The sequence below is a fragment of the Hydrogenophaga sp. OTU3427 genome, from assembly GCF_038440225.1.
Taxonomy (GTDB): domain Bacteria; phylum Pseudomonadota; class Gammaproteobacteria; order Burkholderiales; family Burkholderiaceae_C; genus Hydrogenophaga.
Genome location: NZ_JASATI010000025.1, coordinates 39206 through 65849 on the forward strand (window position 1 = coordinate 39206; position 26644 = coordinate 65849).

At 68.9% G+C, this 26644-nt stretch carries 27 protein-coding genes; 18 read left to right on the forward strand and 9 right to left on the reverse strand.

The features are described from left to right. The first annotated feature begins 20 nt into the window (after positions 1-20). The 7 genes from AAHB17_RS15055 to AAHB17_RS15085 all read left to right on the forward strand — a co-directional run bounded on the left by AAHB17_RS15055 (position 21) and on the right by AAHB17_RS15085 (position 7285). Complete coding sequence (locus AAHB17_RS15055) at positions 21-1082, forward strand: aromatic ring-hydroxylating dioxygenase subunit alpha (RefSeq protein ID WP_342131448.1); 1062 nt, start codon at positions 21-23, stop codon at positions 1080-1082. A gap of 10 nt (positions 1083-1092) precedes the next feature. Then, a complete protein-coding gene (locus AAHB17_RS15060; RefSeq protein WP_342131449.1) occupies positions 1093-2061 on the forward strand; it encodes a PDR/VanB family oxidoreductase in 969 nt (322 codons plus the stop codon). 140 nt (positions 2062-2201) lie between these two features. Beyond that, positions 2202-3179, forward strand: coding sequence for a Bug family tripartite tricarboxylate transporter substrate binding protein (locus tag AAHB17_RS15065; RefSeq protein ID WP_342131450.1), 978 nt, complete (start codon positions 2202-2204; stop codon positions 3177-3179). A gap of 17 nt (positions 3180-3196) precedes the next feature. Then, positions 3197-4096: an NAD(P)-dependent oxidoreductase gene (locus AAHB17_RS15070; protein ID WP_342131451.1), complete on the forward strand. Its 900-nt coding sequence runs from the start codon at positions 3197-3199 to the stop codon at positions 4094-4096. A gap of 7 nt (positions 4097-4103) precedes the next feature. Further along, positions 4104-5060: an AEC family transporter gene (locus AAHB17_RS15075; protein ID WP_342131452.1), complete on the forward strand. Its 957-nt coding sequence runs from the start codon at positions 4104-4106 to the stop codon at positions 5058-5060. 31 nt (positions 5061-5091) lie between these two features. Further along, positions 5092-6249 (forward strand): NAD(P)/FAD-dependent oxidoreductase, encoded by a 1158-nt coding sequence (locus AAHB17_RS15080; protein ID WP_446719606.1) that lies wholly within the window; start codon positions 5092-5094, stop codon positions 6247-6249. 61 nt (positions 6250-6310) lie between these two features. Then, on the forward strand, positions 6311-7285 hold the full coding sequence (locus tag AAHB17_RS15085; RefSeq protein WP_342131453.1) for an NADPH:quinone reductase: 975 nt from the start codon (positions 6311-6313) through the stop codon (positions 7283-7285). Positions 7286-7294: 9 nt separating this feature from the next. Here AAHB17_RS15085 and AAHB17_RS15090 read toward each other — a convergent pair whose 3' ends face one another. Then, positions 7295-8347 (reverse strand): quinone-dependent dihydroorotate dehydrogenase, encoded by a 1053-nt coding sequence (locus AAHB17_RS15090; protein ID WP_342131454.1) that lies wholly within the window; start codon positions 8345-8347, stop codon positions 7295-7297. Between the two features lie 37 nt (positions 8348-8384). On the opposite strand from AAHB17_RS15090, the gene rpiA reads away from it, so the two are divergent. Beyond that, entirely contained in the window at positions 8385-9056 is a 672-nt protein-coding gene (rpiA, locus tag AAHB17_RS15095) for a ribose-5-phosphate isomerase RpiA (protein ID WP_342131455.1), read from the forward strand. A 10-nt stretch (positions 9057-9066) separates the two neighbouring features. On the opposite strand, the gene AAHB17_RS15100 is transcribed toward rpiA, so the two are convergent. The 3 genes from AAHB17_RS15100 to AAHB17_RS15110 are packed head-to-tail and all read right to left on the reverse strand — an operon-like array spanning position 9067 to position 12322. Continuing rightward, positions 9067-9729, reverse strand: coding sequence for a glutaredoxin family protein (locus AAHB17_RS15100; protein ID WP_446719607.1), 663 nt, complete (start codon positions 9727-9729; stop codon positions 9067-9069). 24 nt (positions 9730-9753) lie between these two features. Next, positions 9754-11793 carry a M3 family metallopeptidase gene (locus tag AAHB17_RS15105; RefSeq protein WP_342131457.1) on the reverse strand — a complete coding sequence of 680 codons (2040 nt, stop codon included), beginning with the start codon at positions 11791-11793 and terminating at the stop codon, positions 9754-9756. A gap of 58 nt (positions 11794-11851) precedes the next feature. Next, on the reverse strand, positions 11852-12322 hold the full coding sequence (locus AAHB17_RS15110) for a YhbY family RNA-binding protein (protein WP_342131458.1): 471 nt from the start codon (positions 12320-12322) through the stop codon (positions 11852-11854). 15 nt (positions 12323-12337) lie between these two features. Between AAHB17_RS15110 and AAHB17_RS15115 the strand changes: the two genes are divergently transcribed. The 5 genes from AAHB17_RS15115 to AAHB17_RS15135 all read left to right on the forward strand — a co-directional run bounded on the left by AAHB17_RS15115 (position 12338) and on the right by AAHB17_RS15135 (position 17761). After that, positions 12338-12991 carry an RlmE family RNA methyltransferase gene (locus AAHB17_RS15115; RefSeq protein ID WP_342131459.1) on the forward strand — a complete coding sequence of 218 codons (654 nt, stop codon included), beginning with the start codon at positions 12338-12340 and terminating at the stop codon, positions 12989-12991. A 124-nt stretch (positions 12992-13115) separates the two neighbouring features. Next, entirely contained in the window at positions 13116-15032 is a 1917-nt protein-coding gene (ftsH, locus tag AAHB17_RS15120; RefSeq protein ID WP_342131460.1) for an ATP-dependent zinc metalloprotease FtsH, read from the forward strand. A gap of 46 nt (positions 15033-15078) precedes the next feature. After that, the gene (gene folP, locus AAHB17_RS15125; RefSeq protein WP_342131461.1) at positions 15079-15909 is read left to right on the forward strand and encodes a dihydropteroate synthase; all 831 of its coding nucleotides are present in this window, start codon (positions 15079-15081) and stop codon (positions 15907-15909) included. A gap of 32 nt (positions 15910-15941) precedes the next feature. Beyond that, positions 15942-17273 (forward strand): phosphoglucosamine mutase, encoded by a 1332-nt coding sequence (glmM, locus tag AAHB17_RS15130; RefSeq protein ID WP_342131462.1) that lies wholly within the window; start codon positions 15942-15944, stop codon positions 17271-17273. Continuing rightward, positions 17270-17761 (forward strand): GNAT family N-acetyltransferase, encoded by a 492-nt coding sequence (locus AAHB17_RS15135; RefSeq protein WP_342131463.1) that lies wholly within the window; start codon positions 17270-17272, stop codon positions 17759-17761. The genes glmM and AAHB17_RS15135 overlap by 4 nt, the downstream gene beginning before the upstream one ends. Here the strand turns inward: AAHB17_RS15135 and AAHB17_RS15140 are convergent. Genes AAHB17_RS15140 through AAHB17_RS15155 form a run of 4 tightly spaced genes read right to left on the reverse strand, consistent with a single transcriptional unit; the run spans position 17739 to position 20582 of the window. After that, on the reverse strand, positions 17739-18443 hold the full coding sequence (locus tag AAHB17_RS15140; RefSeq protein WP_342131464.1) for an MIP/aquaporin family protein: 705 nt from the start codon (positions 18441-18443) through the stop codon (positions 17739-17741). The two genes, AAHB17_RS15135 and AAHB17_RS15140, sit on opposite strands and share 23 nt — an antisense overlap. Continuing rightward, on the reverse strand, positions 18440-18946 hold the full coding sequence (locus AAHB17_RS15145) for an arsenate reductase ArsC (protein ID WP_342131465.1): 507 nt from the start codon (positions 18944-18946) through the stop codon (positions 18440-18442). The genes AAHB17_RS15140 and AAHB17_RS15145 overlap by 4 nt, the downstream gene beginning before the upstream one ends. Positions 18947-18948: 2 nt before the next feature. Further along, positions 18949-20262, reverse strand: a complete 1314-nt coding sequence (locus tag AAHB17_RS15150) for a hypothetical protein (protein WP_342131466.1) — start codon at positions 20260-20262, stop codon at positions 18949-18951. Beyond that, positions 20259-20582, reverse strand: coding sequence for an ArsR/SmtB family transcription factor (locus AAHB17_RS15155; RefSeq protein ID WP_342131484.1), 324 nt, complete (start codon positions 20580-20582; stop codon positions 20259-20261). Before AAHB17_RS15155 ends, AAHB17_RS15150 begins: the two co-directional genes overlap by 4 nt. A 167-nt stretch (positions 20583-20749) precedes the next feature. Here AAHB17_RS15155 and AAHB17_RS15160 point away from each other — a divergent pair, with 167 nt between their 5' ends. The 5 genes from AAHB17_RS15160 to AAHB17_RS15180 are packed head-to-tail and all read left to right on the forward strand — an operon-like array spanning position 20750 to position 26177. Beyond that, positions 20750-21598 (forward strand): GNAT family N-acetyltransferase, encoded by an 849-nt coding sequence (locus AAHB17_RS15160; RefSeq protein WP_342131467.1) that lies wholly within the window; start codon positions 20750-20752, stop codon positions 21596-21598. Next, entirely contained in the window at positions 21598-22482 is an 885-nt protein-coding gene (locus AAHB17_RS15165) for a UDP-2,3-diacylglucosamine diphosphatase (protein ID WP_342131468.1), read from the forward strand. The genes AAHB17_RS15160 and AAHB17_RS15165 overlap by 1 nt, the downstream gene beginning before the upstream one ends. After that, the gene (locus tag AAHB17_RS15170; protein WP_342131469.1) at positions 22479-23573 is read left to right on the forward strand and encodes a glycosyltransferase family 4 protein; all 1095 of its coding nucleotides are present in this window, start codon (positions 22479-22481) and stop codon (positions 23571-23573) included. Before AAHB17_RS15165 ends, AAHB17_RS15170 begins: the two co-directional genes overlap by 4 nt. 35 nt (positions 23574-23608) lie before the next feature. Beyond that, the gene (ppk1, locus tag AAHB17_RS15175) at positions 23609-25696 is read left to right on the forward strand and encodes a polyphosphate kinase 1 (protein WP_342131470.1); all 2088 of its coding nucleotides are present in this window, start codon (positions 23609-23611) and stop codon (positions 25694-25696) included. A gap of 19 nt (positions 25697-25715) precedes the next feature. Continuing rightward, positions 25716-26177: a SixA phosphatase family protein gene (locus tag AAHB17_RS15180; protein WP_342131471.1), complete on the forward strand. Its 462-nt coding sequence runs from the start codon at positions 25716-25718 to the stop codon at positions 26175-26177. 22 nt (positions 26178-26199) lie between these two features. On the opposite strand, the gene AAHB17_RS15185 is transcribed toward AAHB17_RS15180, so the two are convergent. Further along, a complete protein-coding gene (locus AAHB17_RS15185; RefSeq protein WP_342131472.1) occupies positions 26200-26619 on the reverse strand; it encodes a hypothetical protein in 420 nt (139 codons plus the stop codon). Positions 26620-26644: the final 25 nt, after the last annotated feature.

Consider the following 26644-nt stretch of genomic DNA (forward strand, 5'->3'; position numbering starts at 1 on the left):
TTCCACCTGGAGACCGACTCATGTTCCCGAAAAACACCTGGTACGTGGCTGCCATGCCCGAAGAGATCGACGCCAAGCCGCTGGGCCGCAAGGTCTGCGGTGAAAGCATCGTGTTCTACCGTGGCGAGGAAGGCCGCGTGGCGGCGTTGGAGGATTTCTGCCCGCACCGCGGCGCGCCCCTGTCGCTGGGTTATGTGTCCGAAGGCAAGCTGGTCTGCGGCTACCACGGGCTGGAGATGGGCTGCGAGGGCAAGACCATTGCCATGCCCGGCCAGCGCGTGCGCGGTTTCCCTGCCATCCGCGCCTACCCGGTGGTCGAGCGCTACGGTTTCATCTGGGTCTGGCCCGGTGACGCCAGCAAGGCCGACGAGAGCCTGATCCCGGTGCAGGAATGGCACGACAACCCCGAGTGGGCCTATGGCGGCGGGCTGTACCACATCCAGTGCGATTACCGCCTGATGATCGACAACCTGATGGACCTGACGCACGAGACCTACGTGCACTCCAACAGCATCGGCCAGAAGGAAATCGACGAGACGCCCTGCAAGACGACGGTCGAGGGCGACATGGTGATCACCAGCCGTTTCATGGAAGGCATCGAGGCGCCACCGTTCTGGAAGCTGGCCCTGCGCGGCAACCACCTGGCCGACGACGTGCCGGTGGACCGCTGGCAGATCTGCCGCTTCACGCCACCCAGCCATGTGATGATCGAGGTGGGCGTGGCCCATGCCGGCAAGGGCGGCTACGAGGCCTCGGCCGAGCACAAGGTCTACAGCGTGGTGGTGGACTTCATCACCCCCGAGACCGAGACCTCTATCCACTACTTCTGGGGCATGGCACGCAAGTTCAACCCCAAGGACAAGGCGCTGACCGCGACCATCCGCGAAGGCCAGGGCAAGATCTTCGGCGAGGACCTGGAGATGCTGGAGCGCCAGCAGAAGAACCTGCTGGCCTGGCCCGAGCGCCACCTGCTCAAGCTCAACATCGACGCCGGCGGCGTGCAGTCGCGCAAGATCATCGACCGCCTGATCGCCGAAGAGCAGGGCGGAGCGGTGCCGGCCGCCGAAACCGCTTCGGCCTGAAGGAACCGACATGAGCAACAGCGCCACCCTGGCGGTGCGTGTCGCGCGCCGCCAGCGCGAAGCCGTGGACATCGACAGCTTCGAGTTGATCGCCGCCGACGGCAGCGGCCTGCCGCCGTTCTCCGCCGGCTCGCACGTCGACGTGCACCTGCCCGGAGGGCTGCTGCGCCAGTATTCGCTGTGCAACCCGCCCGACGAATCGCACCGCTACCAGATCGCCGTGCTGCGCGATCCGCAGTCGCGCGGCGGTTCGGCCGCCGTGCACGCGCAGCTGCAAGAGGGCACGCTGCTGCAGATCAGCGAGCCGCGCAACCACTTCGCCCTGGCCCACGACGCCCGGCGCCACCTGCTGCTGGCCGGCGGCATCGGTGTCACGCCCATCCTGTGCATGGCGGAGCGCCTGCAGCACATCGGGGCCGACTACGAGATGCACTACTGCACCCGCTCGGCCGACCGAACCGCTTTCGCGGACCGCATCCGCAACGCGGCGCTGGGCGCGCGCGTGGCCTTTCACTTCGACGATGGCGCGCCGGAGCAGAAGCTGGACCTGCAGCGCCTGCTGGGCCAGCCCCAGGACGGCACCCACCTCTACGTCTGCGGCCCCAAGGGTTTCATGGACGCGGTGCTGGGCACGGCACGCGCCAGCGGCTGGATCGAATCGCAGCTGCACTACGAGTTCTTCTCGGCCAAGGTCGAGGCCTCGGAGGCCGACGCCGCCTTCGAGGTGGTGGTGGCCAGCACCGGCCGCGTGATCCCGGTGGCCAAGGCGCAGACCGTGGTGCAGGCCCTCAGCGCCGCGGGCGTGGACGTGCAAGTGGCCTGCGAGCAGGGCGTCTGCGGCACCTGCCTGACACGGGTGATCGAGGGCGTGCCCGACCACAAGGACGTCTACCTCACCGACGAGGAGCGGGCCGCGAACGACCAGTTCACCCCCTGCTGCTCGCGCTCGAAATCGGCGCGCCTGGTACTGGACCTCTGAGGGTGCTCGTCGGCTATCGGGTTTTGGTCTAGCAGCTAGAGTCACTGGCGGTCGCCCGGTCGCGGCAGAATGCGGGACATGTTGCCAGGGCGTTCACGCCCGCGCGGCATGCCGCCCGCACACCACGACAAGGAGACACCATGCCCCAACGCCGCCGAACCGTTCTTCGCCACTTGGCCCTGGCCGCCGCCCTGGGTCTGCCCGTGCTGTCCTGGGCGCAGGCCTTTCCCGCCAAGCCCTTGCGCATCGTGGTGCCCTTCGGCGCCGGCGGCGTGGCCGACCTGACCGCCCGCACCGTGGCGCAGAAGATGGCCGAGGGCCTGGGGCAGGCGGTGGTCATCGACAACAAGCCTGGCGCCGGAGGCGTGGGCGCGGGCGAGGCGGTGGCCAAGGCCGCCCCCGATGGCCACACGCTGCTGCTGATGTCCAACGGCACGGCGGTCAGCGCCGGCCTGTTCAAGTCGCTGCCCTACGACACACTCAAGGATTTCGCGCCGGTCTCCACCCTGGGCTATTTCGACATCGCCATCGTGGTGCCCGAAAGCTCGCGCTTCAAGACCCTGGCAGACCTGCTGGCCTTCGCCAAGGCCAACCCGGGCAAGCTCAACCTGGGCACCGTCAATATCGGTAGCACCCAGAACCTGGCGGCCGAGCTGTTCAAGGCCAGCGCCGGCGCGGACATGCAGGTCGTGCCCTTCAACGGCACGCCGGCCGTGCTCAACGCACTGCGTGGCAACCAGGTGGACGCGGCGGTGGAAATCCTCAGCCCCATGCTGCCGCAGATCAGCGCCAAGGCGGTGCGTGCCCTGGCCGTGATGGGCGAAAAACATCCGCCGGCCCTGCCCACCGTGCCCACGGTGCGCGAAAGTGGCATCGCCAACTTCAACGTTGCCTCGTGGAACGCCCTGGCCGCGCCCGCAGGCACCCCGCCCGAGGTGATCGCCCGCCTGAACCGCGAGGTGGTTGCGGCGTTGAACAGCGCCGACGTCAAGAAGCGCCTGCTGGACCTCAACATCGAGGCCCGCTCCAGCACGCCAGAGCAACTGGGCAGCCTGTTGTCGAGTGAAGTCAAGCGCTGGGGCGACGTGATCACCCGCGCCAACATCCCGCGCCAGTGAACGAACGGGGCGAGGCCATGAAACTGACGCGCATCGGTCTGATCGGGTATGGCGAGGTCGGCCGGATTTTCGGCGCCGGCCTTCGGCCGCAAGCCGGTGTCACGGCCGTGAGTGCCTGGGATCTTCAACTGGCCCAGCCCGCCAGCGCTGCCGGGATGGCGACCCGCGCCCGTCAGGACGGCATCGCGCCGGTGGCCGGCGTGGCCGAGCTGTGTGACGCCGCGGAGCTGGTGATCTCGGCCGTTACCGCGTCCAACACCCTGGCCGTGGCGCAGGCCGCGGCGCCCCACCTGCGGCCGGGCAGCGTGTTCCTGGACCTCAACTCCGCTTCGCCCGGCACCAAGCAGCAATGCGCGGCGCTCATCGACGGCGCCGGGGCCCACTACGTCGAGGCCGGCGTCATGACGTCGGTGCCGCCCTACGGCATCCGCGTGCCCATGCTGCTGGGCGGCGCGCGCGCGGCCGAACTGGCCGACGTGCTGCAGGCATGGGGCATGGACGCCCGGGCGGTGGCCGAACGCGTGGGCGTGGCCAGCGCCATCAAGATGTGCCGCAGCGTCATGATCAAGGGCCTGGAGGCGCTGGTCATCGAGAGCTACACCACGGCACGGGCCTACGGCGTCGAGGACCACGTGCTGCCCACGCTGGCCGAGACCTTCCCCGGCATCGACTGGCCGCAGACCGGGGCCTATTTCTACAGTCGGGTGGCCCAGCACGGCCAGCGCCGTGCCGAGGAAATGCGCGAAGCCGCCCAGACCGTGCGCGAGGCCGGTTTCGAGCCCTTCATGGCCGCCGCCATCGCCGACAAGCAGCAGTGGGTGGCCGACCAGGCGCGCGACGGCGCCCTGACCCGACTGGGCCCGGCCGTCCGCTGGCAGGACCACGCCGACCGGCTCATCGCGGCCCGCAAGGGCTGAGCTTTTCATGCTCGACATCCTGGCCATCACCGGCCCCATCTACCTGTGCATCGTGCTGGGCTACGTCAGCGTGTGGCGGGGTTGGTTCGCCCCGGCCGACCTGCGGGTCTTGGGGCGCTTCGTGGTCCAGTTCGCGCTGCCGGCCCTGCTGTTCAATGCCATTGCCTCGCGCTCGCTGGGCGAGGTGCTCAACCCCAGCTACCTGGTGGCCTACGCCCTGGGTTCGGTGAGCCTGCTGTTGGGTGCGCTGTGGTTCGCCCGCCGGGTGGGTGGACACAGCCGCAGCGCCAGCGCCACGGTGGCCATGGGCATGTGCTGCAGCAATTCCGGCTACGTCGGCTACCCGGTGCTGATGCTGACCATGGGGCCCATCGCCGGCGTGGTGCTGGCGCTCAACATGCTGGTCGAGAACCTGTTCAAGATCCCGCTGCTGCTGGCCGTCGGCGACAGCGAAGGGCAGGCCCACGCCAACCTGTGGCACACGCTGCGCCAGACCGCCAAGGGCTTGGCCACCAACCCGATGATCGCGTGTATCGTGCTCGGTCTGCTGTTCACCCTGCTGGGCTGGCAGCTGCCGGGGCCGGTGGCGCGCACCGTCAACCTCTTCGCCAGCGCCAGCACGGCGCTGTCGCTGTTTGTCATCGGTGGCACGCTGGTGGGCCTGCAGGTCCGGGGCCTGCGCCGCCAGGTGGCGCAGATCGTCTTCGGCAAACTGGTGCTGCACCCGTTGCTGGTGCTGGCCGCCGTGGCCGGCTTGCCCTGGATGGGCCTGCCGCCGCTGAGCGCCGAACTGCGCACCGGCGCGCTGCTGATGGCGGCCATGCCCATGATGGGCATCTACACCATCCTGGCACAGCGCCACGGCCACCAGGCCATCGCGGCGGCATCCCTGCTGGTGGCCACGGTGGTGTCCTTCTTCACCCTCAGCGGCCTGCTCTGGGTGCTCAAGGCTTTCCCCACCTGAGCGGGCGGCGGTCCTGCGCCACAATGGGCGCATGACAACAGCAGACATTTCGGATGTGTCTTCCGCCGACGCGGTGGACGTGGTCGTGATCGGGGCGGGCGTGGTCGGCCTGGCGGTGGCGCGCGCGCTGGCGCAGGCCGGGCGCGAGGTGATGGTGCTGGAGCGCGAGCCCGCCATCGGCACCGGGGTCAGCTCGCGCAACAGCGAGGTCATCCACGCCGGGCTCTACTACACGCCCGGATCGCTCAAGGCCCGACTGTGTGTGCGCGGCAAGGAACTGCTCTACGCATTCTGCGCCAGCCATGGTGTCCAGCACCGCCGCTGCGGCAAGCTGGTGGTGGCCACCGACGAGGCGCAGCTGGCCGGTCTGAAGCAGATCGAGGCCCGGGCCCTGGCCAACGGGGTGCCGGTGTCGTGGCTCGACGGCGCCGAGGTTCGGGCGCTGGAGCCTGCGCTGCATGCGCAGGCCGCCCTGTTGTCGCCCAGCACCGGCATCGTGGACAGCCACGGCCTGATGCTGGCCCTGCAGGGCGACCTGGAGGCGGCCGGCGGCGCGGTTGCCTTGGCCTCCGGCGTGGCGCGGGGCGTGGTGCGTGACCAGGGCTTCCTGCTGGAGGTGCGCAGCGGTGGCGAATCCACGTGGTTGCGGGCGCGCACCGTCGTCAACGCCGCCGGCCTGCACGCGTGCGCGGTGGCCCGTGGCCTGGATGGCCTGGCCCCGCGCCATGTGCCCACCGAACGCTACGCCAAAGGCAGTTATTTCTCGCTCGCCGGCAAGGCCCCGTTCTCCCACCTGGTCTACCCGGCGCCGCAGGATGCGTGGCTGGGCGTGCACCTCACGCTGGACCTGGGCGGGCAGGCCAAGTTCGGCCCCGACCTCGAATGGCTGCCGGCGGCACAGGACCCGCTGGCCATCGATTTCACGGTGGATGCCCACCGCGCCGACGGCTTCTACGCCGAGGTGCGGCGCTACTGGCCGGCGCTGGCCGATGGTGCGCTCCAGCCCAGCTACAGCGGCGTGCGTCCCAAGATCCACGGACCCGGCGAAGCCGCACCCGATTTCCGCATCGACGGCCCCCAGGTGCATGGCGTGCCCGGCCTGGTCAACCTGTTCGGCATCGAATCGCCGGGCCTGACCAGCGCGCTGGCCATCGGCGAACATGTGGCCCACTTGCTGGAGCTGGAATGAGCGACCGCGCCGCCTTGATGCGCCACCCCGTTCAAGGTGCCAACATCCAAGGAGAAACCCCATGAGAGCCGCCTGGTACACACACAACGGTGAGGCACGCGAGGTGCTCGAGGTGGGCGATCTGCCCGATCCCGTGCCCGGCCCGGGCGAGGTGCGGGTGCGCCTCGCGACCTCGGGCGTGAATCCGTCGGATGTCAAGTCGCGCCGTGGGCGGCCGCTGGCTTGGGAGCGTGTGGTGCCCCACAGCGATGGCGCTGGCGTCATCGACGCGGTGGGCGCTGGCGTGCCGGCCCAGCGGGTGGGCGAGCGGGTGTGGGTCTGGAACGGCCAGTGGCAGCGCCCCATGGGCACGGCGGCCGAACGCATCGTGCTGCCGCAGGCCCAGGCCGTGGCGCTGCCCGAGGGCGTGGACTTCGAGGCCGGCGCCTGCCTGGGCATCCCCGCGCTGACCGCCGTGCAGGCGCTGCGCCTGGCGGGCGACGTGCGAGGGCGCCGCGTGCTGGTGACGGGCGCGGGCAACGCCGTCGGGCACTGCGTGACCCAGCTGGCGGTGGCGCGCGGCGCGCAGGTGATTGCCACCGCGGGCAGCGCACAACGGCAGGCCCACGCACGCGCCGCCGGTGCGCAGGAAGTGATCGACTACAAGCACGACGACGTGGCCGCGCGCGTGAAGGATCTCACGGCCGGCCAGGGCGCCGACGTGCTGATCGACATGGATTTTTCCGGCACGGCGGCGCTCCTGCCACACGGCGTGCTGCGCCCGCATGGGCAGCTGGTGTGCTACGGCTCCAACGACGCGGGCGACGTGCCGGTGAGCTTTCGCGCGCTGCTGTGGGGTTCGCTCAGGCTGAGCTTTTTCCTGGTCTACGACCTGCTGCCCGAGGACCGCGTGGCCTGCCTGGCGGAGCTGGACGCGCTGCTGCGCGCGGGCCGCCTGCGTCAGCACATCGGCCAGCGTTTCACGCTCGACCAGATCGCCGCCGCCCACGAGGCCGTGGAGGCGGGCGTCCCGGGCAATGTGGTCCTGACGCTCTGACCCGCCGGCTCAGCGGCCCGTCTGGCGAGCTGCCTTGAGGGCCTTGGCGGCTTCCTGCACCAGACCCGGCCCCTGGTAGATCAGGCCGGTGTAGATCTGCACGACGTCGGCGCCAGCCTCGATCTTCGCGACCGCATCGGCACCGCTCATGATGCCGCCCACGCCGATGATGGGGTAGCCCTTGCCCAGCTGGGCGCGAAGCTGGCGGATGACGGCGTTGCTGGCCTCAAACACCGGCGCGCCCGACAGGCCGCCGGCTTCGTCGCAGTGGGGAAGGCCCTTGACGGACGCGCGCGACAGCGTGGTGTTGGTGGCGACCACGCCGTCCATGCCATGGCGCAGCAACGTGGCGGCGATCACGTCGATCTGGGCGGCGTCGAGGTCGGGCGCGATCTTCACGAACACCGGCACGCGGCGGCGGTATTGCTGGGCCAGACGCTCGCGCCGCACGGCCACGGCCGACAGCAGCCCATCCAGCGCCTCGTCACTTTGCAGCGCGCGCAGGTTCTTGGTGTTGGGGCTGGAGATGTTGACGGTCACGTAGTCGGCGTGAGGGTAGACGCCGTCCAGGCAGGTCAGGTAGTCGTCGGTGGCCTGCTCGATGGGGGTGGCGGCGTTCTTGCCGATGTTCAGACCCAGCAGCCCGCCGTTCTGCCGGAAGCGGGCCTGCTGCACGTTGGTGATGAAGCTGTCCAGGCCTTCGTTGTTGAAGCCCAGGCGGTTGATCAGGGCCTTGGCCTGCGGCAGGCGGAACATGCGTGGCTTGGGATTGCCCGGCTGGCCCAGCGGGGTGACGGTGCCGACCTCGACGAAGCCGAAACCCATGGCGCCCAGCGCGTCGATCACGCGGGCGTTCTTGTCGAGCCCGGCGGCCATGCCGACGCGGTTGGGGAAGTTGAGGCCGGCCAGGGTGACCGGGTCGCTGACGCGGCTGCTGCCGAACAGGCAGGTCAGCGGTGTGCGCTGGGTACGTGCCAGCGATTCCATGGTCAGCTCGTGGGCGGCTTCGGGGTCGAGGCCAAACAGAAAGGGACGGGCCAGGCCGTAGGGGATGAGGGACATTGGATAATCTGAAGAGAAACTCCTGCGATTCTCTCAAATGACCCAAGACGAACTCAAAACCCTGGTCGGGCAGGCCGCGCTGCAGCATGTGGTGGCCGGCGAAATCATTGGCGTGGGCACCGGCTCCACCGTCAACAAGTTCATCGACGCCCTGGCGACGATGAAGGACCAGATCCGCGGCGCGGTGTCCAGCTCGGAGGCCTCCACCGCGCGCCTGCTGGCGCTGGGCATCCCGGTGTTCGACGCCAACGCGGTGGGCGAGCTGGCGGTCTATGTGGACGGCGCCGATGAAATCGACGGCCGTGGCCACATGATCAAGGGCGGTGGCGCGGCGCTCACACGCGAGAAGATCGTGGCGGCGCAATCGCGCCGCTTCGTGTGCATCGCCGACGAGTCGAAGCGGGTCGAGGCCCTGGGTGCGTTCCCACTGCCGGTGGAGGTGATCCCCATGGCCAGCGCGCGCATCACGCGCCAGTTTGCCGTGCTGGGCGGCACGGCCACGCTGCGCCTGAAGGACGGGCAGCCGCTGGTGACCGACAACGGACAGCACATCCTGGACGTGCGCGGGCTGCGCATCACCGAGCCGCTGGCCTTCGAGTCCGAGGTCAACCAGTGGCCGGGCGTGGTGACGGTGGGCGTGTTCGCGCACCAGAAGGCGCATGTGTGCCTGCTGGGCACGGCCACCGGCGTGGTGACGCTGAACTACTGAGGGTGGCCCGTCAGAAGCGGATGCCGGCCGGGTTGGCGGGCGGCGTGGCCGCAGGCGCCACGGGCCGCGACGGAGGCTGCGGCAGGTCCAGGGCGGGCGCCGCCGGCTCGCTGCCCGTCGCGCCGCCGTTCTGCGGCGCCGCCAGGGGCGTGGCCGGCGGGTTGCGGTGGTTGCGCGGCAGTTGCGACTGGCCCGGGTAACCGGCCGCGTCGAGGTACTGGGTGATCTCGCTGTCCCGGAAGCCACTCACGCGCTGGCGGCCAATGGTCATGAGCGGTAGCACGTTCTCGGCCCCCAGGCGGGCAAAGGCCTGGGCGTCTTCAGGCGTGGCCACGGTTTTTTCGACAAAGGGCACGCCGCGCTTGAGCAGCAGTTCGCGCGCGCTGACACAGGAGGCGCAGGCGTCGCGTGTGTACAGCGTGACCGGGTAGCGCAACACCACTGGCCGCAAGGTGTAGGGCAGGGCCGCGGTGTCCAGGGCGCTAGAGGCCGTGGCGCCAGTGGCGGGCGCGGCGGCCTGGGGCGCCGGCACGCTGCCGCCCACGCGGTCGGAGTAGGTTACCCGGCCGTCTGGGCCCACGGTGCGCTGCACACCCTGGGCCTGCGCGGCGCCGGCCAGCACCAGCAGGGCGGTCAGTCCGATGGGGTGAAGGCGGGCGGCGAACACGGGCATCTCCGTTGCAGAACGGGCGGGGCCTCAGGCCGCGACGGCCATGCCCTGATGGCGCAGCAGCGCGTCCAGCTGCGGTTCGCGACCCCGGAAAGCCTTGAAGGATTCCATGGCCGGGCGGCTGCCGCCGGCCTCCAGGATGGCTTCGCGGTAGCGCCGGCCCATGGCCGGGTCCAGCGGGTTGCCGGCTTCCTCGAAGGCGGCATAGGCGTCGGCGCTCAGCACCTCGGCCCACTTGTAGCTGTAGTAGCCGGCCGCGTAGCCGCCGGCGAAGATGTGGCTGAAAGTGTGGGGCGTGCGGCTGTAGGCCGGCGGCTGCAGCACGGCCACTTCCTCGCGCACCTGGCGCAGCAGGGCCAGCACGTCTCCGCCCGGGGCCTGACCCTGGTGCAGCAGCATGTCGAACAGCGAGAACTCGATCTGGCGCAGCGTCTGCAGGCCGCTCTGGAAGTTCTTGGCCGCCAGCATCTTGTCGTAGAGCGCGCGCGGCAGCGGCTCGCCGGCGTCCACGTGTGCGGTCATGTGGCGCAGCACGTCCCATTCCCAGCAGAAGTTTTCCATGAACTGGCTGGGCAGCTCGACCGCATCCCACTCGACGCCGCTGATGCCCGACACGTCGCGTTCGTTCACCTGGGTCAGCAGGTGGTGCAGTCCGTGGCCGAACTCGTGGAACAGGGTGATGACGTCGTCGTGGGTCAGCAGCGGAGGCTGGCCGTTCACGCCTTCGGCGAAGTTGCACACCAGGTGGGCCACCGGGGTCTGCAGGGCGCCGGTGTCGGGCCGCAGCCAGCGGGCGCGCACGTCGTCCATCCAGGCGCCACCGCGTTTGCCGGTGCGGGCGCCGGGGTCGAGGTAGAACTGGCCCAACAGCTGACCGGCGCGCTCGATGCGGAAGAACTCGACCTTGGGGTGCCAGACCGGCGCACGGTCGGCGCGGATGGCGACGTCGAACAGGGTTTCGACGATCTTGAACAGGCCGGCCAGCACCTTGGGCGCGGTGAAGTAGGGCTTGACCTCCTGCTCGCTGAAGGCGTAGCGCGCTTCCTTGAGTTTCTCGCCGACGTAGGGCCAGTCCCAGGCCTGCGGGTCGCTCAAGCCCAGCTCGCTGGTGGCGAAGGCGCGCATGTCGGCCAAGTCTTGCTCGGCGAAGGGGCGGGCCTGGCGGGCCAGGTCGCGCAGGAAGGTGATGACCTGCTCGGGCGAGTCGGCCATCTTGGGCACCAGCGACAGGGTGGCGAAGTCGGTGATGCCGAGCAGCTGCGCCTCTTCGTGGCGCAGGGCCAGCAGCGCCTGCATCAGCGGCGTGTTGTCGAACTTGACGGCCTCGCCCTCGGCCTGGTCGCTGGCGCGGGTGACGTAGGCGCGGTAGAGGCGCTCGCGCAGCGCGCTGCTGCGGGCAAACTGCATCACCGGCAGGTAGCAGGGCAGCTTGAGCGTGAGCTTGTGGCCGGCCTGGCCTTCGGCCTCGGCGGCGGCGCGGGTGGCGGCTTTCACGTCCTCGGGCACGCCGTCCAGTTCGTCGGGCTCGGCGAAGTAGGCGAAGGCGTCGGTGGCATCGAGCGCGTTTTCGCTGAATTTCTGACCCAGCTCGGCCTGGCGCTCCTGGATGTCGGCAAACCGCTGTTTGGCCTCGCCCTGCAGCTCGGCACCGCCCAGCACAAAGGCCCGCATCGCGTTCTTGTGGGCCTGGCGCTGCTCGGAGGTGAGCTGGGCCGGGTCCATCTGCTTGTATTTGGCGTAGAGCCGCTCGTCGGCACCCAGGCGGGTCCAGAACTCGGTGACGGCGGGCAGGGCGGCGTTGTAGGCGGTCCGCAGCTCGGGTGTGTCGGCCACGCTGTTGAGGTGGCTCACGGCGCCCCAGGCCCGTCCCAGGCGCTCGGTGGCCACGTCCAGCACCCGCGAGATGGCCGTCCACTGGGCGGGAAAGTCGGCGGCGGTGACTGTTTCCAGCGCGGTGTTGGCCTCGGCCAGCAAGGACTCGATGGCCGGTGCCACCTGTTCGGGGCGGATGGCGTCAAACAGCGGCAGGTCGGCGAAATCGAGCAGGGGATTGGAAGACGTGGTCATGCGCGGAGCTTGTGGGGCGAAAAGCGGGATTTCAAGCCCGGCCGGACCGGGCCCGGCTTCAGGGTTGCGATTTTTTCAGGCTTTTCTGTTTCGGCTGGATGCGCTTGATGTTGCCGCCGGCGGTCAGGCGCTCATTGCCCAGCACGCGCACGGTCTTGACCTCGGGTCGCTGACCGCCCTTCTTGCTGTATTTCAGCACCTTGACGTCGCGCGGCGCGCGCATGCGGTCTTCGTCGAAGACCTTTTCCTTCTCGGGCAGCGGGCGCCACAGCACCAGCAGCTTGCCGATGTGCTGGATGGGCGCGGCGTCGAGCGCGTCCGCCAGGGTCGCGAACATCTGTTCACGGGCGGCGCGGTCGTCGTTGAAGACCCGTACCTTGATCAGGCCGTGCGCCTTGAGGGCGGCGTCCACTTCTTTCTGGACGGCGGCGGTGAGGCCGTCGCCGCCGATCAGCACCACGGGATCGAGGTGGTGGGCGTCGGCACGGTGAACTTTGCGCTGGGCGGGGGTGAGTTGAATCTGAGGCATGGGACAATTATCCCCGTGAAAGTCAAAACAAACAGCAAGAAGGTCAACAAGGCTTGGCTCAACGACCACGTCAACGATCCTTACGTCAAATTGGCGAAAAAGGACGGCTACCGTGCGCGGGCGGCCTATAAGCTCAAGGAGATCGATGAAACGCTGCACCTGATCCGCCCGGGCGACACCGTGGTCGACCTCGGTTCCGCCCCCGGCGCCTGGAGCCAGTACCTGCGGCGCAAACTCTCGCCCCAGGGCGCGGCGGTGGGCGAACTCAACGGCCGCATCGTCGCGCTGGATCTCCTGCCCATGGAGGCCATCGAGGGCGTGCACTTCATCCAGGGCGATTTCCGTGAGGACGCGCTGCTGGCCCAGCTGAACGACTTGCTGGGTGAAAAGCCGGTGGATGTGGTGGTGTCCGACATGGCGCCCAACCTGTCCGGCATCGCCCAGACGGACGGCGCGCGCATCGCCCACCTGATCGAACTGGCGGTGGATTTCGCCCGCGGCCACCTCAAGCCCGACGGCGCGCTGGTGGTCAAACTCTTCCACGGACCGGGCTACGACGAGCTGGTCAAGCTGTTCAGGGACAGCTTCAAGGTCGTCAAACCGGTCAAGCCCAAGGCCAGCCGCGACAAGTCGTCCGAGACCTTTCTGGTCGGCATGGGTCTGAAATAAGCGCCCTGGCTGTCCCCGTGATCGCCAAGGACAAGACGGGTATTTCGCTTTCGCCCACTTGAAAAGCCTAAAATGGGCCCATCTGTCAAGTGTCTTGGCACGTTTTTCGCCTCAGGAGCCTTTCTTGAACAACCCCTGGTTCTCCAAAATCGCCGTGTGGATGGTCATCGCCATGGTGCTCTTCACGGTCTTCAAGCAGTTCGACGGCCGGGCCGCGGCTGGTGCGGGCTACATGGGGTACTCCGAGTTTCTCGATGAAGTGAAGGCCCAGCGCATCAAGAGCGCCACCATCCAGGAAGGCCAGGGCGGCACCGAAATCGTCGCCGTCACCACCGACGACCGCCGCGTGCGCACCACCGCGACCTATCTCGATCGTGGCCTGGTGGGCGACCTGATCGCCAACGACGTCAAGTTCGACGTGCGCCCCCGCGAAGAGGGCTCGCTGCTCATGACCCTGCTGGTCAGCTGGGGCCCCATGTTGTTGCTGATCGGCGTCTGGGTGTATTTCATGCGCCAGATGCAGGGTGGCGGCAAGGGCGGCGCCTTCAGCTTCGGCAAGAGCAAGGCCCGCATGCTCGACGAGAACACCAACACCGTCACCTTTGCCGACGTTGCCGGCTGCGACGAAGCCAAGGAAGAGGTCAAGGAAGTCGTGGACTTCCTGAAGGACCCGCAGAAATTCCAGAAACTGGGCGGGCGCATCCCGCGTGGCCTGCTGCTGGTCGGCCCCCCAGGCACCGGCAAGACCCTGCTGGCCAAGTCCATCGCGGGCGAGGCCAAGGTGCCGTTCTTCAGCATCTCGGGTTCGGACTTCGTGGAAATGTTCGTCGGCGTGGGCGCGGCCCGCGTGCGTGACATGTTCGAGAACGCCAAGAAGAACGCGCCCTGCATCATCTTCATCGACGAAATCGACGCCGTCGGCCGCCAGCGTGGCGCCGGCTTGGGCGGTGGCAACGACGAACGCGAGCAGACCCTCAACCAGATGCTGGTCGAGATGGACGGCTTCGAGACCAACCTCGGCGTGATCGTGGTCGCCGCCACCAACCGCCCCGACATCTTGGACGCCGCGCTGCTGCGCCCGGGCCGCTTCGACCGCCAGGTCTACGTGACGCTGCCCGACATCCGTGGCCGCGAGCAGATCCTCAACGTGCACATGCGCAAGGTGCCGCTGGGCACCGACGTCAACGCCTCGGTGATCGCCCGTGGCACGCCCGGCATGAGCGGTGCCGACCTGGCCAACCTGTGCAACGAGGCCGCCCTGATGGCCGCCCGCCGCAACGGCCGCACGGTGGAGATGCAGGATTTCGAGAAGGCCAAGGACAAGATCCTCATGGGCCCCGAGCGCAAGAGCATGGTCATGCCCGAGGAAGAGCGCCGCAACACCGCCTACCACGAGTCCGGCCACGCCCTGATCGGCAAGCTGCTGCCCAAGTGCGATCCGGTGCACAAGGTCACCATCATTCCGCGTGGCCGCGCCCTGGGCGTGACCATGAGCCTGCCGGCGCAGGACCGCTACAGCTACGACCGCGAGTACATGCTCAACCAGATCAGCATGCTGTTCGGCGGCCGCATCGCCGAAGAGGTGTTCATGCACCAGATGACCACCGGAGCCAGCAACGACTTCGAGCGCGCCACCCACATCGCCCGCGACATGGTCATGCGCTACGGCATGACCGACGCCCTGGGGCCCATGGTCTACGCCGAGAACGAAGGCGAGGTCTTCCTGGGCCGCTCGGTCACCAAGACCACCAACATCAGCGAGCAGACCATGCAGAAGGTCGACGCCGAGGTGCGCCGCATCATCGACGAACAGTACAAGCTGGCACGCGACCTGATCGAGGAGAACAGCGACAAGATGCACGCCATGGCCAAGGCACTGCTCGAATGGGAAACCATCGACACCGAGCAGCTGGACGACATCATGGCCGGCAAGCCGCCGCGTCCGCCCAAGGACTTCGTGCCGCGCAACCCCAGCGTGGGTGGTGGTGGCAGTGGTGGTCCGGGCGCGGTCACGACCGATCCGGCACCCAACGCGGCTTGAGGCTGCTTCCACACCAAACGGGGCTCATGGGCCCCGTTTTTCATTCATGATCTGGCAAACCTCCCGCTTCCGCCTCGACCTGACCCAAGCGCAGGTGATGGGCATCGTCAACGTCACGCCCGACTCCTTTTCTGATGGCGGATCGCACAGCGATACCCGCTCGGCCCTCCAGCACTGCGAGCAGTTGCTCAAGGACGGCGCCCACCTCCTCGACATCGGTGGTGAGTCGACCCGGCCCGGTGCGCCGCCCGTGTCGCTGGACCAGGAACTGGCCCGCGTGCTGCCCGTGGTCCGGGGGGCCGTGGCGCTGGGCGTGCCGGTGTCGGTGGACACCTACAAGCCCGAGGTCATGCGCGCGGTGCTGGACGCTGGTGCCGACATCATCAACGACGTCTGGGCACTGCGCCGGGGCGACGGCGCGGCCGTGGTGGCAGGGCACCCCAGCTGTGGCGTCTGTCTCATGCACATGCACCTGGAGCCGCAAACCATGCAGGTGGCGCCCATGGTGGGCGACGTGCTCGCCCAGGTGCGCGCCTTCCTGCGCGAACGCGCCGACGCGTTGTCGGCCGCCGGCGTGGCGCGCGAGCGCATCGCGCTGGACGTGGGCATCGGCTTTGGCAAGACGGTGGAACAGAACTTCGCCTTGCTGGCCGCCCAGGCCGAACTGCTGGACGAAGCCATGCCCTGGCTGGTGGGCTGGTCGCGCAAGTCCTCGCTGGGTGCCGTCACCGGGCGCGGTGTGCCGGCCGAGCGGGTGGCCGCCAGCGTGGCCGCCGCCCTGCTGGCGGTGGAGCGGGGCGCCCACATCGTGCGGGTGCACGACGTGCGCGAAACGGTGGACGCCCTGCGGGTATGGCAGGCCATGGCGGGCCGATAATCCCAGGTTGAGGAAACCAGAACATCAAAACCATGACACGCAAGTACTTTGGCACCGACGGCATTCGAGGCACCGTCGGCCAGGCGCCCATCACCCCCGACTTCGTTCTCAAGCTGGCCCACGCCGTGGGCCGTGTGCTCAAGCGCACCGAGGCGCACTCGGTGGTGCTGATCGGCAAGGACACCCGCATTTCCGGCTACATGCTGGAATCGGCCCTGGAGTCCGGCTTCAATTCCGCCGGCGTCGACGTGCTGCTGCTGGGCCCCGTGCCCACGCCGGCCGTGGCCTACCTCACGCGGGCCCAGCGCGCGAGCCTGGGTGTGGTCATCAGCGCCAGCCACAACCCGTTTGCCGACAACGGCATCAAGTTCTTCAGCGCCCAAGGTGCCAAGCTGCCCGACGAATGGGAGCTGGCGGTGGAGGCCGCGCTGGACGAGCCGCCCGTGTGGGCCGATTCGGCCGCCCTGGGCAAGGCGCGCCGCCTGGACGACGCGGCCGGTCGCTACATCGAGTTCTGCAAGAGCACCTTCGACAAGGAGCTCAGCCTCAAGGGTCTCAAGTTGGTGGTGGATGCCGCCCACGGCGCGGCCTACCAGATCGCCCCCAAGGTGTTCCACGAGCTGGGTGCCGAGGTCATCGCCATCGGCTGCGCGCCCGATGGCCTCAACATCAACCAGGGCGTGGGCGCCACCCACCCGCAGGCCCTGGTGGACACGGTCAGGGCCCGGGGCGCCGATCTGGGCATCGCGCTCGATGGCGACGCCGACCGCCTGCAGATCGTGGATGCGCAAGGCCGCCTGTTCAACGGCGACGAACTGCTCTACCTGCTGGCCGACGACCGCCTGGGGCGCGACGAACACGTGCCCGGCGTGGTGGGCACGCTCATGACCAACATGGCGGTGGAACTTGCGCTCAAGGCCAAGGGTGTGCCCCTGGTGCGCACCAAGGTGGGCGACCGCTACGTGCTCGAAGAGCTGGTGGCGCGGCGCTGGCTGCTGGGCGGCGAGGGCTCGGGCCACCTGCTGGTGCTGGACCAGCACACCACCGGCGACGGCCTGGTGTCGGCGCTGCAGGTGCTGCAGGCCTGTGTGCGCAGCGGCCGCGGGGTGGCCGAGCTGCTGGCCGGCCTGACGCTGTTCCCGCAGACCCTGCTCAACGTGCGCATCGCGCCCGGCCTGGACTGGAAAAACAACCCGGCCTTGCAACAGGCCACGCGGGCTGTGGAAGCTGAACTTGGCGACCACGGCCGCGTGCTGATCCGCGCCAGCGGCACCGAGCCGCTGCTGCGCGTGATGGTGGAAGCGCGCGATGCCGCCCAGGCCCAGGCCTGCGCTCAGCGCCTGGTCGACGCGGTGTCGGCGTGAGCCAGTACATCACCGTCCGGCGCGCCGACTACGCCAGCGCCGCCGATGCCGCCGCGCTGGTGCGGCTGCTCGACGCCTACGCCAGCGATCCGGCCGGTGGCGGGGAGCCGCTGAGCGATTTCGCCAAGCTGAACCTGGTGCCCTCGCTGGCCGCGCGACCCACGGCCTTCAGCATCCTGGCGTTTGACGGCGCGTTGCCGGTGGGCCTGGTCAACTGCATAGAGGGTTTTTCGACCTTCGCCTGCCAGCCGCTGGTCAACGTACACGACGTGGCGGTCCTGGCCAGCCACCGGGGCCGGCGCATCGCCGAACAGATGCTGGCCCTGGCCGAGCAGATCGCCCGCGAGCGTGGTGCTTGCAAGCTGACGCTGGAGGTCTTGTCGGGCAACCTGGGCGCGCGCAAGCTCTACGAGCGCATCGGCTTCGCTGGCTACCAGCTCGACCCCGCCATGGGCCAGGCGCAGTTCATGCAGAAGTGGCTGGGCTGAAACGCCCCAGCCCACGGTGCAGCCCGACACCCAGTGCCGCGCCCAGGCCCTGGGCCAGCACGAAACCCGGCGCGCTGGCGGGCGCGATGCCGGCAAAGCTGTCGCTGAACATGCGCCCCAGCACCGCCGCCGGGTTGGCGAACGAGGTGCTGGCCGTGAACCAGTAGGCGGCACCGATGTAACTGGCCACGAGCGCGGCGGCCCGCGTGGACGGCGCACGCAGCACCACCAGGATCAGTCCCGCCGTGGCCACCGTTTCGGCCAGCCACTGGCCGGGTCCGCCGCCCGCCGCTTCGTTGTGCCAGCCACCGCGCAGCTTGCCGCTCCATTGCAGCAGCTCCATGCCGAACATGGCGTGGGCCAGCCAGGCGCCGGCGACCGCGCCCAGCAGCTGCACCGCCACATACCCCGGCAGCACGCGCCAGGGCAATTGGCCCCTGGCCGCCAGCACGGTGCTCACCGCGGGGTTGAAATGGGCGCCGCTGACCGGCCCCAGCAGTTCGATCAGCACATACAGCGCGAATACCGTGGCCAGCGTGTTGGCCAGCAAGGCCAGGGCCAGGTTGCCGCCCGCGAGCCGCTCGGCCATGATGCCCGATCCGATCACGGCGCAGAGCAGGGCGCAGGTGCCCAGGCCCTCGGCAAACAGGCGGTGGCCTGTGGTCAACGGGGTGTGGCTCATGGCTGGTTGGCGAGTTCGCGCGCCCGTGCCTCCAGCACCATGCGATCGACCCGGCTGCTGGGCAGGTTCAGGAACAACTCGATGCGCCGGCCGACTTCGTGCAGCGTGTGGCGAAAGGCGGCCAGGCGGACGGCCTCGCTGCCTTCCACCGCCGATGGGTCGGCATAGCCCCAGTGGGCGGTGGCGGGGTGGCCGGGCCAGAAGGGGCAGGCCTCGCCAGCGGCGTTGTCGCACACCGTGATGATGAGGTCCATGGGCGGCGCGTCGGGGCCGGCGAAGTGGTCCCAGCTCTTGCTGTGCAGGCCGTCTGTGGCGACGCCGGCGGCCTGCAGGACCTGTATAGCCATGGGGTGGGGCTGTTGCCCGGGGCGTGGGCTGCTGCCGGCCGAATGGGCACGGAAACGCGCGCCGCCCAGGTGGTTGAGCATGGCCTCGGCCAGGATGCTGCGGGCCGAGTTGTGGGTGCAGAGGAACAGCACGTTCAGGGGACGGGGTTCGGTCATGGTCAAGGGGTGAGGCAGGGTTCAGGGAGGGTGTCGGGCAAGGCGGGCAGGACGATGACGGGCGAGAAGCCACCGCTGTTGGTGCGCATGTTGGTGGCCTGACCGGCGTACAGGCGGGCGGCCAGCAGCTGGATGTGGCCCTGGTAGGTGTAGGCGCGGATATCGAGCTTGAGGCGCTTGAGTTCGTCGCCCACCAGGACCAGCCGTTCGCTGGGCGGCACCAGGGCCTGGGCGACAAAGCCGCCGTCGGCCAGGATGTGCTGCCAGACGCCGCGTGTCAGCTTGTCGCCGCGGTAGGCGGCCTTGGCGCCATAGCCCCGCGCGGGTTTGAAGAACAGGCCGCGGCGCTGCGCCCACAGCGCATCGGCCCGGTCTGGCGTGACGGCCTGGGTGTTGGGTACCACCCGATGCAGCCGCTGGCGGTCGGTCGCCGACAGCCCCCAGCGTGCGAGCAGCGCGTCATTGCTCAGGGTGATGAGGTTGCGCTTGTCCGCGAACAAGGCGTGAGCGCGCGGGTGGGGTGTGAGCACCACGGCCTTGCCCAGGTAGGCCTGCCGCAAGGCTGCGTGCCGGGCTTCGGACAGGTCGAAATCGGTCAGCCGGTTGTAGACCATGTCCACGGGGGTGCCGGCGGGCAGGGCGGGGTGCCACAGGGCGCCGTCGCGCCACACCAGTGTGCTGGCATCGGCCACCTCGGCCCGCAGCCCGTGGGCTCTGAACAGCTCGCGTGCCAGCGCGAACTCGGGGGCGAGGAACTGCGCTTCGGGCTGGTCGTCGACGATCAGAACGCTGCGCAGCGGCGCCCCGCCACGCTGCAGTTGCCATTCGTTGCGGAACATGTCCATGAAGGTTTCGTCGCTGGCGCGGGCATCCGGGCCTGAGGCGAACTTCGCGTCCATGGTGGCGCAGCAGGCACGGTGGGCCCGTGCCAGCGCGGCGTTGAGCAGGGCACCGCCCGCGTTGGTGTTGATCTCGATGAGGCGGGGGCCATCGGCGTCGATGTGGAAGTCGCAGCCCATGAACACGCCGGTCGGGCCGAAGGCCTGTTGTGCGATCGCGGGCGATTGCGCCAGCGTGTGGTCCTGGTAGGCGGGCAGGGCGATGGCACGCTCAATGCTGGCCACCGCCTGCCCGATGGCGGCGCAGGTCCGTTGGTCCAGAAACACGGCGGTGCTGGCAAACAGGTGCGGGTGGCTGGTGGCCAACTGCGCCGTCAACCCGGCCAGGGCCGGGCTGTGCTCCAGCTGTTCGCGCAGCCGTCCAGGCTCCAGCGTCTGGCAGGCGCAGGCGAGGTTGAGGCTGTCGGCCAGGTTCATCGCGCGCAGCCGCTGGTGGCCGTGGTGCCGCAGTCCTCGCCCTGGCAGCAGTGTTCGCTGAGATAGGCCAGCAACTGATTCATCTGATTGAAACGGGCCTGGTAGATGATGAAGCGACCTTGTGCCGTGCCGGCCACCAGGCCTGCGTGGCTCAGTTCCTTGAGGTGGAAACTCAGCGCGCTGGGGGCGATGTCGAGCTGTTGGGCCAGCACACCGGCCGACAGGCCGGCCGGGCCCGCCACCACCAGCGCGCGAAAGGCGCGCAGGCGCTGGGGCTGGGCGAGCGCGGCCAGGGCGATGACGGTCTGCTGTTCGGACATTTTCATATTTCAATGATAGTTGAAATAATGTCGAGGTGGCAAGTGCTGTGGGCACGGCAGTTGCGGTTGTCACGCGAATTTCATGCTTGTGACATGTGTGGGTCACGCGGGCTTTCAAGAATGGGTGCATCCCACAGAAACCCAGTCACATCACCACGGAGCCCGCCATGAAAGAGCTGCCCACCCCCACCATGGACCTGTCGCCCCTGCAACTGCCACGGGGGTTGCTTCATCCGGCGCAAGCACTCGCTCCCGGCGCCCAGCCCGTCCGCGCCGCTGCCGGCATCCAGGTCTCGTGGGCCCGCCATCTGGACGAGGTTCGTGAAGCGCAGCGCCTGAGGCACAGCGTTTTTGCAGATGAAATGGGTGCCCGCCTGCCGCGCACGCTGCCGGGGCACGACGTCGACCTGTTCGACGACTACTGCGAACACCTGCTGGTGCGCGAAACCACCCGTGGTCAGGTGGTGGGCACCTACCGTGTGCTCACGCCGGCCCAGGCCCGGCGCGTGGGCAGCACGTACAGCGACACCGAATTCGACCTCACGCGCCTGCGCAGCCTGCGCGAACGCATGGTGGAGCTGGGTCGCAGCTGCGTGCACCGCGACCACCGCCACGGCGGCGTCATCATGGCCTTGTGGGGCGCGCTGGCCGAGTTCATGGTGCGCAACCGGCTGGACACCATGATCGGCTGCGCCAGCATCCCCATGCAGCACGAAGGCCCCCACGGTATCGTGGGCGGTGGCCATGCGGCGGCCAGCATCTGGCGCCAGGTGCGCGCCACCCACCTGGCGTCCATTGAATACCACGTGCGCCCGAGGTTGCCGCTGCCGGTGGAGCAGCTCGACGACAGCCTCGATGTGGAGCCGCCGGCGCTGATCAAGGGCTACCTGCGCCTGGGCGCCAAGGTGCTGGGCGCGCCGGCCTGGGACCCCGACTTCAACGCCGCCGACCTGCCCATGATGATGCGCATCCAGGACCTTCCGGCGCGTTATCGCAAGCATTTCCTGGGCGCCTGATGCGCGCCGGCCAGGACGCCTTCCAGGCGCTTGTCCCGCCCTGGGCCGCTGTCGGCGCGCCCTGGCCCGACACGGCCGACGACGCCGATGCCGACGGCCCCGCCAGAACGCCCTTGCGCGCGGTGTTCATTTCCGACCTGCACCTGGGCACGCCGGGCTGCCAGGCCGGGCCGCTGCTCGATTTCCTCAAGCACCACCCCAGCGAGACGCTGTACCTGGTGGGCGACATAATCGATGGCTGGCAGCTGCGCCGCCGCTGGTACTGGCCCCAGAGCCACAACGACGTGGTGCAGAAACTGCTCAAGCGCGCCCGCAAGGGCTGCCGGGTGGTCTTCGTGCCGGGCAACCACGACGAGTTCGCGCGTCATTTCACTGGCCACCACTTTGGCGGCGTGGCCGTGGTGCAGGAGGCGGTGCACACCACCGCCGACGGCCGCCGCCTGTGGGTGGTCCACGGCGACCACTTCGACGGCGTCATCCAGTGCGCCAAATGGCTGGCTTACGTGGGCGACAACCTCTACGAATTCACGCTGCGCCTGAACCGCCACCTCAACTCGTTGCGCGCGCGCCTGGGGCTGCCTTACTGGTCGCTGTCGCAGTACCTCAAGCACAAGGTCAAGCAGGCGCTCAACTACGTGACGCAGTTCGAGGCCGCCGTGGCCGCCGAGGCGCGCCGCCGCGGGCTCGATGGCGTGGTCTGCGGCCACATCCACCGGCCCGAGATGCGCCACATCGACGGCACCTTGTACTGCAACGACGGCGACTGGGTGGAAAGCCTGAGCGCCCTGGTCGAACACGCCGACGGTCGCCTGGAGCTGGTGCACTGGGCCCCGCGGGCCGGTGGCGCCCCGGTGCGCTCGCGCGACGCCATGGCGGGCGCATGAAGATCCTGCTGGTCACCGACGCCTGGATGCCCCAGGTCAACGGCGTGGTCACCACGCTGGTGGAACTGGCCGACGGCCTGCGCGAGCGCGGGCACACGGTCGAGGTGATCCACCCCGGCCTGTTCCGCACCTGGCCGTGCCCGGGCTACGCCGGCATTTCGCTGGCGCTGTTCCCGGGCCGGGCCTTGCGCCAACGCCTGGGGGATGCCGCGCCCGACGTGGTGCACATCGCCACTGAGGGCCCGCTGGGCTGGGCCGCGCGCCGCGAATGCCGCCGCCGTGGCTGGGCCTTCACCACCGCCTTCCACACCAAGTTCCCCGAGATCCTGCACGCCGCGTTGCGGGTGCCGCTGGGCTGGACTTACGCCTTGTTCCGCCATTTCCACCGCGCCTCCAGCGGCGTGATGGTGCCCACCCAGGGCGTGCTGGAGATGTTGGAACAAAGGGGTTTCCAGCGCCTGAGGCCCTGGACCCACGGGGTCGACACCCGGCTCTTTGCCTACGCGGCGCGGCCCGCCCCCTGCGCGCCGCTGGGGGCCTTGCCGCGCCCCCTGAGTCTCTATGTGGGCCGGGTGTCCTACGAGAAAGGCATCGCGGACTTCCTGGCGCTGGACATTCCCGGCAGCAAGGTGGTGTGTGGCGTCGGTCCGCTGGAGGCCTCCCTGCGGGCGCGTTTCCCGCAGGTGGTCTGGCTGGGCTTGCTGCCCCGGCATGAGCTGGCGGGTGTGTACGCGGCGGCCGATGTGTTCGTCTTTCCAAGCCGCAGCGAAACCTTCGGCCTGGTCCTGCTCGAAGCCATGGCTTGCGGCGTTCCGGTGGCGGCCTATCCGGTCGATGGCCCGCTGCAGGTGCTGGGCGACAGCGGCGCCGGGGCCATGGACCCCGACCTGGCGGTCGCCTGGCGCCAGGCCTTGCGCGTGCCGCGCGGCGCCGCCCGCGCGCGGGCGCAGGCTTTCGGCTGGGCGCGCGCCACCGAGCTGTTCCTGCAGCACTTGGTGCTGGTGCACACCGGCACCAGCGCCGGGCTTGGGCTTGATCTGGCGCAAGCTGTCGTTGAACTGTCACATAAAAGTCACATGCAGGTCGAATAATGATTTTTTTGTCCAGAGATGGTATTGATCTTCCCATGAGCCCTGCCGCGCCGACGCCTCACCACAAGCTCACCTTCCTGGACCGCGACCACAGCATCCTGGCGTTCAACCTGCGGGTGATGGACTGGGCCCGGCGGCCCGAGGTGCCGCTGCTGGAGCGGCTGCGCTACCTGTGCATCGTGTCGTCCAACCTGGACGAGTTCTTCGAGGTCCGGGCCGCGCCCCACCTGAGCGCCTACAAGGCCAACGAACAGCGGGGACCGGCGACCACCGCCACCTACGAGGCGATCAGCGAGCGGGTGCATGCGCTGGTGGCCGAGCAGTACGCCCTCTACAACAACGAGGTGCTGCCGCAGCTGGAGCGGCGTGGCGTCAAGCTGGTGTCCTTCAGCGAACGCAACCCGCGCCAGCGCCGCTGGGTGCGCGAGCTGTTCCTGCGCGAGGTGCAGCCGCTGCTGGTGCCGGTGGGGCTGGACCCGTCGCACCCGTTTCCGCAGGTCGCCAACAAGTCGCTCAACTTCATCGTGCGCCTGTCCGGGCGCGACGCCTTTGGCCGCGAGAACGAGATCGCCATCGTCAAGGTGCCGCGTGTGCTGCCGCGCTTCTTTCGGATGCCGGGCACCAAGGGTTCCAAGCAGTCGCATTTCGTGTCCATCTCCAGTGTCGTTCGGGCCCATCTGGCCGACCTGTTCCCGGGTCGGCAGGTGGCCGAATTCGCACAGTTCCGGGTCACCCGACATTCCGATCTGGCGGTGGACGAGGAAGAGGTCAAGAACCTGCGCACCGCCTTGCGCAAGGGCCTGCAGCAGCGCCATTACGGCCAGGCCCTGCGGCTGGAGGTGTCGGCCGGCTGCTCGGATTTCCTGGCCTCCTTCCTGCTGCAGCAGTTCGAGCTGCCGCCTCAGGCGCTCTACCGGGTGCACGGCCCGGTCAACCTGGTGCGCATGACGCAGCTGATCGACCTGCTCGACGCTCCCGCCTTGCGCTTTGAGCGTTATGCCCCAGGTTGGCCGGTGCAACTGGTGCCGGGCCAGTCCTTCTTCGAACGCATGCAGCAGGGCGACGTGCTGATCCACCAGCCGTACGAGAGCTTCGAGGCCGTACTGGCCTTGCTGCGCGAGGCCGTGGCCGACCCCGACGTGCTGGCGATCAAGCAGACCATCTACCGCACCGGCTCCAACTCCGAACTCATGGGCCTGCTGCGCGAGGCCGTGCGACGGGGCAAGGAGGTCACGGCGGTGGTGGAGCTGAAGGCGCGCTTCGACGAGGAAGCCAACATCGACTACGCCGAGGGCCTGGAGTCCGTGGGGGCGCAGGTCGTCTACGGCGTGGTGGGGCTCAAGACCCACGCCAAGATGCTGCTCATCACCCGGCGCGAGGGCAACCGCCTGCGCCGCTATGCCCACCTGTCCACCGGCAACTACAACCCCGGCACGGCCCGGCTCTACACGGACCTGAGCTACCTCAGCGCCGACGAGGCCCTGACCCAGGACCTGGACCACGTGTTCCTGCACCTGGCCAGCCAGAACCGGCTGCCCAAGCTGCACAAGGTGCTGATCGCGCCGTTCCACCTGCACAAGGCCATGGTCGAGCGCATCGAGGCCGCCGCGGCGCAGGCGGCCAAGGGCACCGACGCCCGCATCATCGTGAAGATGAACGCCTTGACCGACGAGCCTCTGGCGCGCGCGCTGGCGCTGGCCTCGCAGCAAGGGGTGTCCATCGACCTGATCGTGCGCGGCGCCTGCATCCTGCCGGCCCAACTGCCCGGTGTGACCGACAACGTGCGCATCCGCTCGGTGATCGGCCGTTTCCTCGAACACTCGCGGGTGTTCTATTTCCGGGTTGGCGACAGCGAGGAGCTCTGGCTCTCCAGCGCCGACTGGATGAACCGCAACATGCTGCGCCGCATCGAGCTGGCCTGGCCGGTGACCGATCCGGTCCTGCGCCAGCGCATCATCGACGAGTGCCTGAGCGCCTACCTGCACGACACGCGGGATGCCTGGCTGCTGCAGTCCGACGGCCAGTACGTGCGCGCACAGGCGGGCAGCACCGGCAAGGGCAAGGCCCTGCCCATGCATTCGGCGCAGCAATCGCTGATGCACCGCTACGGCAGCAAGGGTTGACGCCGCGGGAGACCCAGCCATGGACCTGATTTTGTGGCGGCACGCCGAGGCCGAGGACGATTTTGAGCTGGGTGGCGACCTCGCGCGGCGCCTGACCGGCAAGGGCGAGAAGCAGGCCGCCCGCATGGCGGCCTGGCTGGACCGCCAGCTGCCCGACGGCGCCCGCATCTATGCCAGCCCGGCGGTGCGCACCGAGCAGACGGTGGTGACGCTGGGGCGCAAGTACCGCCTGAAAGACGAGCTGGCACCCCATGGCACGCCCGACCAGTTGCTGCAGCTGGTGCAATGGCCGGATGCCAAGGGGGCGACCCTGGTGGTGGGCCACCAGCCGGCGCTGGGCCGCGTGATTGCGCAGCTGCTGGGCTTGAGCGAGACCGAATGTGCGGTGCGCAAGGGTGCGCTGTGGTGGTTGCGCCGGCGCGAGCGCGACGGCGTGCCGCAGACCGTGGTGGTGACGGTCCAGACGCCCGAGCTGCTCTGAGCCTGGGCGGCCGCTCAGTTGCTCATTTGGCTCTTTTGTCGCTGGGCGTGTCGGCTGCCGGTCGCCCGGTCTTGAGCGTGGGCACCGCGGCCAAGGCCTTGGCGAAGGCGGCGTCGGGCATGAAGGCCAGCTGCATCAGGCCGGCGCGCAACAGCTCGCTTTTCTTGATACCCAGGCCCAGCGACAGCGCACGTGCCTTGAGGCTGTCGATCGCCTCGTACTCGTTCTTGGGGATGGTGAAACTGTCGCGCACCAGCTTGGGCTTCTTGTCCTTCTTGGGCATGGCCACCGGTACCGGAGCGGGCACTGCCGCCGGGGCGGCGGGTTTTTTGACCATCTTGACGGTCTTGGCGGGGACCTTGCTTGCCACCTTCGCGGTGGCTTTGGGATCGGCCTTGGCGGCGGGTGCCGAAGGGGCAGGGCGGCGGGTGCTGGTGGCCATAGGCATGCAGGGGTGTTGAAAAGGG

Coding starts and splice junctions, on each gene's coding strand:
- AAHB17_RS15055 (WP_342131448.1), top strand. CDS start 21: ATGTTCCCGAAAAACACCTGGTACGTGGCTGCCATGCCCGAAGAGATC.
- AAHB17_RS15060 (WP_342131449.1), top strand. CDS start 1,093: ATGAGCAACAGCGCCACCCTGGCGGTGCGTGTCGCGCGCCGCCAGCGC.
- AAHB17_RS15065 (WP_342131450.1), top strand. CDS start 2,202: ATGCCCCAACGCCGCCGAACCGTTCTTCGCCACTTGGCCCTGGCCGCC.
- AAHB17_RS15070 (WP_342131451.1), top strand. CDS start 3,197: ATGAAACTGACGCGCATCGGTCTGATCGGGTATGGCGAGGTCGGCCGG.
- AAHB17_RS15075 (WP_342131452.1), top strand. CDS start 4,104: ATGCTCGACATCCTGGCCATCACCGGCCCCATCTACCTGTGCATCGTG.
- AAHB17_RS15080 (WP_446719606.1), top strand. CDS start 5,092: ATGACAACAGCAGACATTTCGGATGTGTCTTCCGCCGACGCGGTGGAC.
- AAHB17_RS15085 (WP_342131453.1), top strand. CDS start 6,311: ATGAGAGCCGCCTGGTACACACACAACGGTGAGGCACGCGAGGTGCTC.
- AAHB17_RS15090 (WP_342131454.1), bottom strand. CDS start 8,347: ATGTCCCTCATCCCCTACGGCCTGGCCCGTCCCTTTCTGTTTGGCCTC.
- rpiA (WP_342131455.1), top strand. CDS start 8,385: ATGACCCAAGACGAACTCAAAACCCTGGTCGGGCAGGCCGCGCTGCAG.
- AAHB17_RS15100 (WP_446719607.1), bottom strand. CDS start 9,729: ATGCCCGTGTTCGCCGCCCGCCTTCACCCCATCGGACTGACCGCCCTG.
- AAHB17_RS15105 (WP_342131457.1), bottom strand. CDS start 11,793: ATGACCACGTCTTCCAATCCCCTGCTCGATTTCGCCGACCTGCCGCTG.
- AAHB17_RS15110 (WP_342131458.1), bottom strand. CDS start 12,322: ATGCCTCAGATTCAACTCACCCCCGCCCAGCGCAAAGTTCACCGTGCC.
- folP (WP_342131461.1), top strand. CDS start 15,079: ATGATCTGGCAAACCTCCCGCTTCCGCCTCGACCTGACCCAAGCGCAG.
- glmM (WP_342131462.1), top strand. CDS start 15,942: ATGACACGCAAGTACTTTGGCACCGACGGCATTCGAGGCACCGTCGGC.
- AAHB17_RS15140 (WP_342131464.1), bottom strand. CDS start 18,443: ATGAGCCACACCCCGTTGACCACAGGCCACCGCCTGTTTGCCGAGGGC.
- AAHB17_RS15145 (WP_342131465.1), bottom strand. CDS start 18,946: ATGACCGAACCCCGTCCCCTGAACGTGCTGTTCCTCTGCACCCACAAC.
- AAHB17_RS15150 (WP_342131466.1), bottom strand. CDS start 20,262: ATGAACCTGGCCGACAGCCTCAACCTCGCCTGCGCCTGCCAGACGCTG.
- AAHB17_RS15155 (WP_342131484.1), bottom strand. CDS start 20,582: ATGTCCGAACAGCAGACCGTCATCGCCCTGGCCGCGCTCGCCCAGCCC.
- AAHB17_RS15160 (WP_342131467.1), top strand. CDS start 20,750: ATGAAAGAGCTGCCCACCCCCACCATGGACCTGTCGCCCCTGCAACTG.
- AAHB17_RS15165 (WP_342131468.1), top strand. CDS start 21,598: ATGCGCGCCGGCCAGGACGCCTTCCAGGCGCTTGTCCCGCCCTGGGCC.
- AAHB17_RS15170 (WP_342131469.1), top strand. CDS start 22,479: ATGAAGATCCTGCTGGTCACCGACGCCTGGATGCCCCAGGTCAACGGC.
- ppk1 (WP_342131470.1), top strand. CDS start 23,609: ATGAGCCCTGCCGCGCCGACGCCTCACCACAAGCTCACCTTCCTGGAC.
- AAHB17_RS15180 (WP_342131471.1), top strand. CDS start 25,716: ATGGACCTGATTTTGTGGCGGCACGCCGAGGCCGAGGACGATTTTGAG.
- AAHB17_RS15185 (WP_342131472.1), bottom strand. CDS start 26,619: ATGGCCACCAGCACCCGCCGCCCTGCCCCTTCGGCACCCGCCGCCAAG.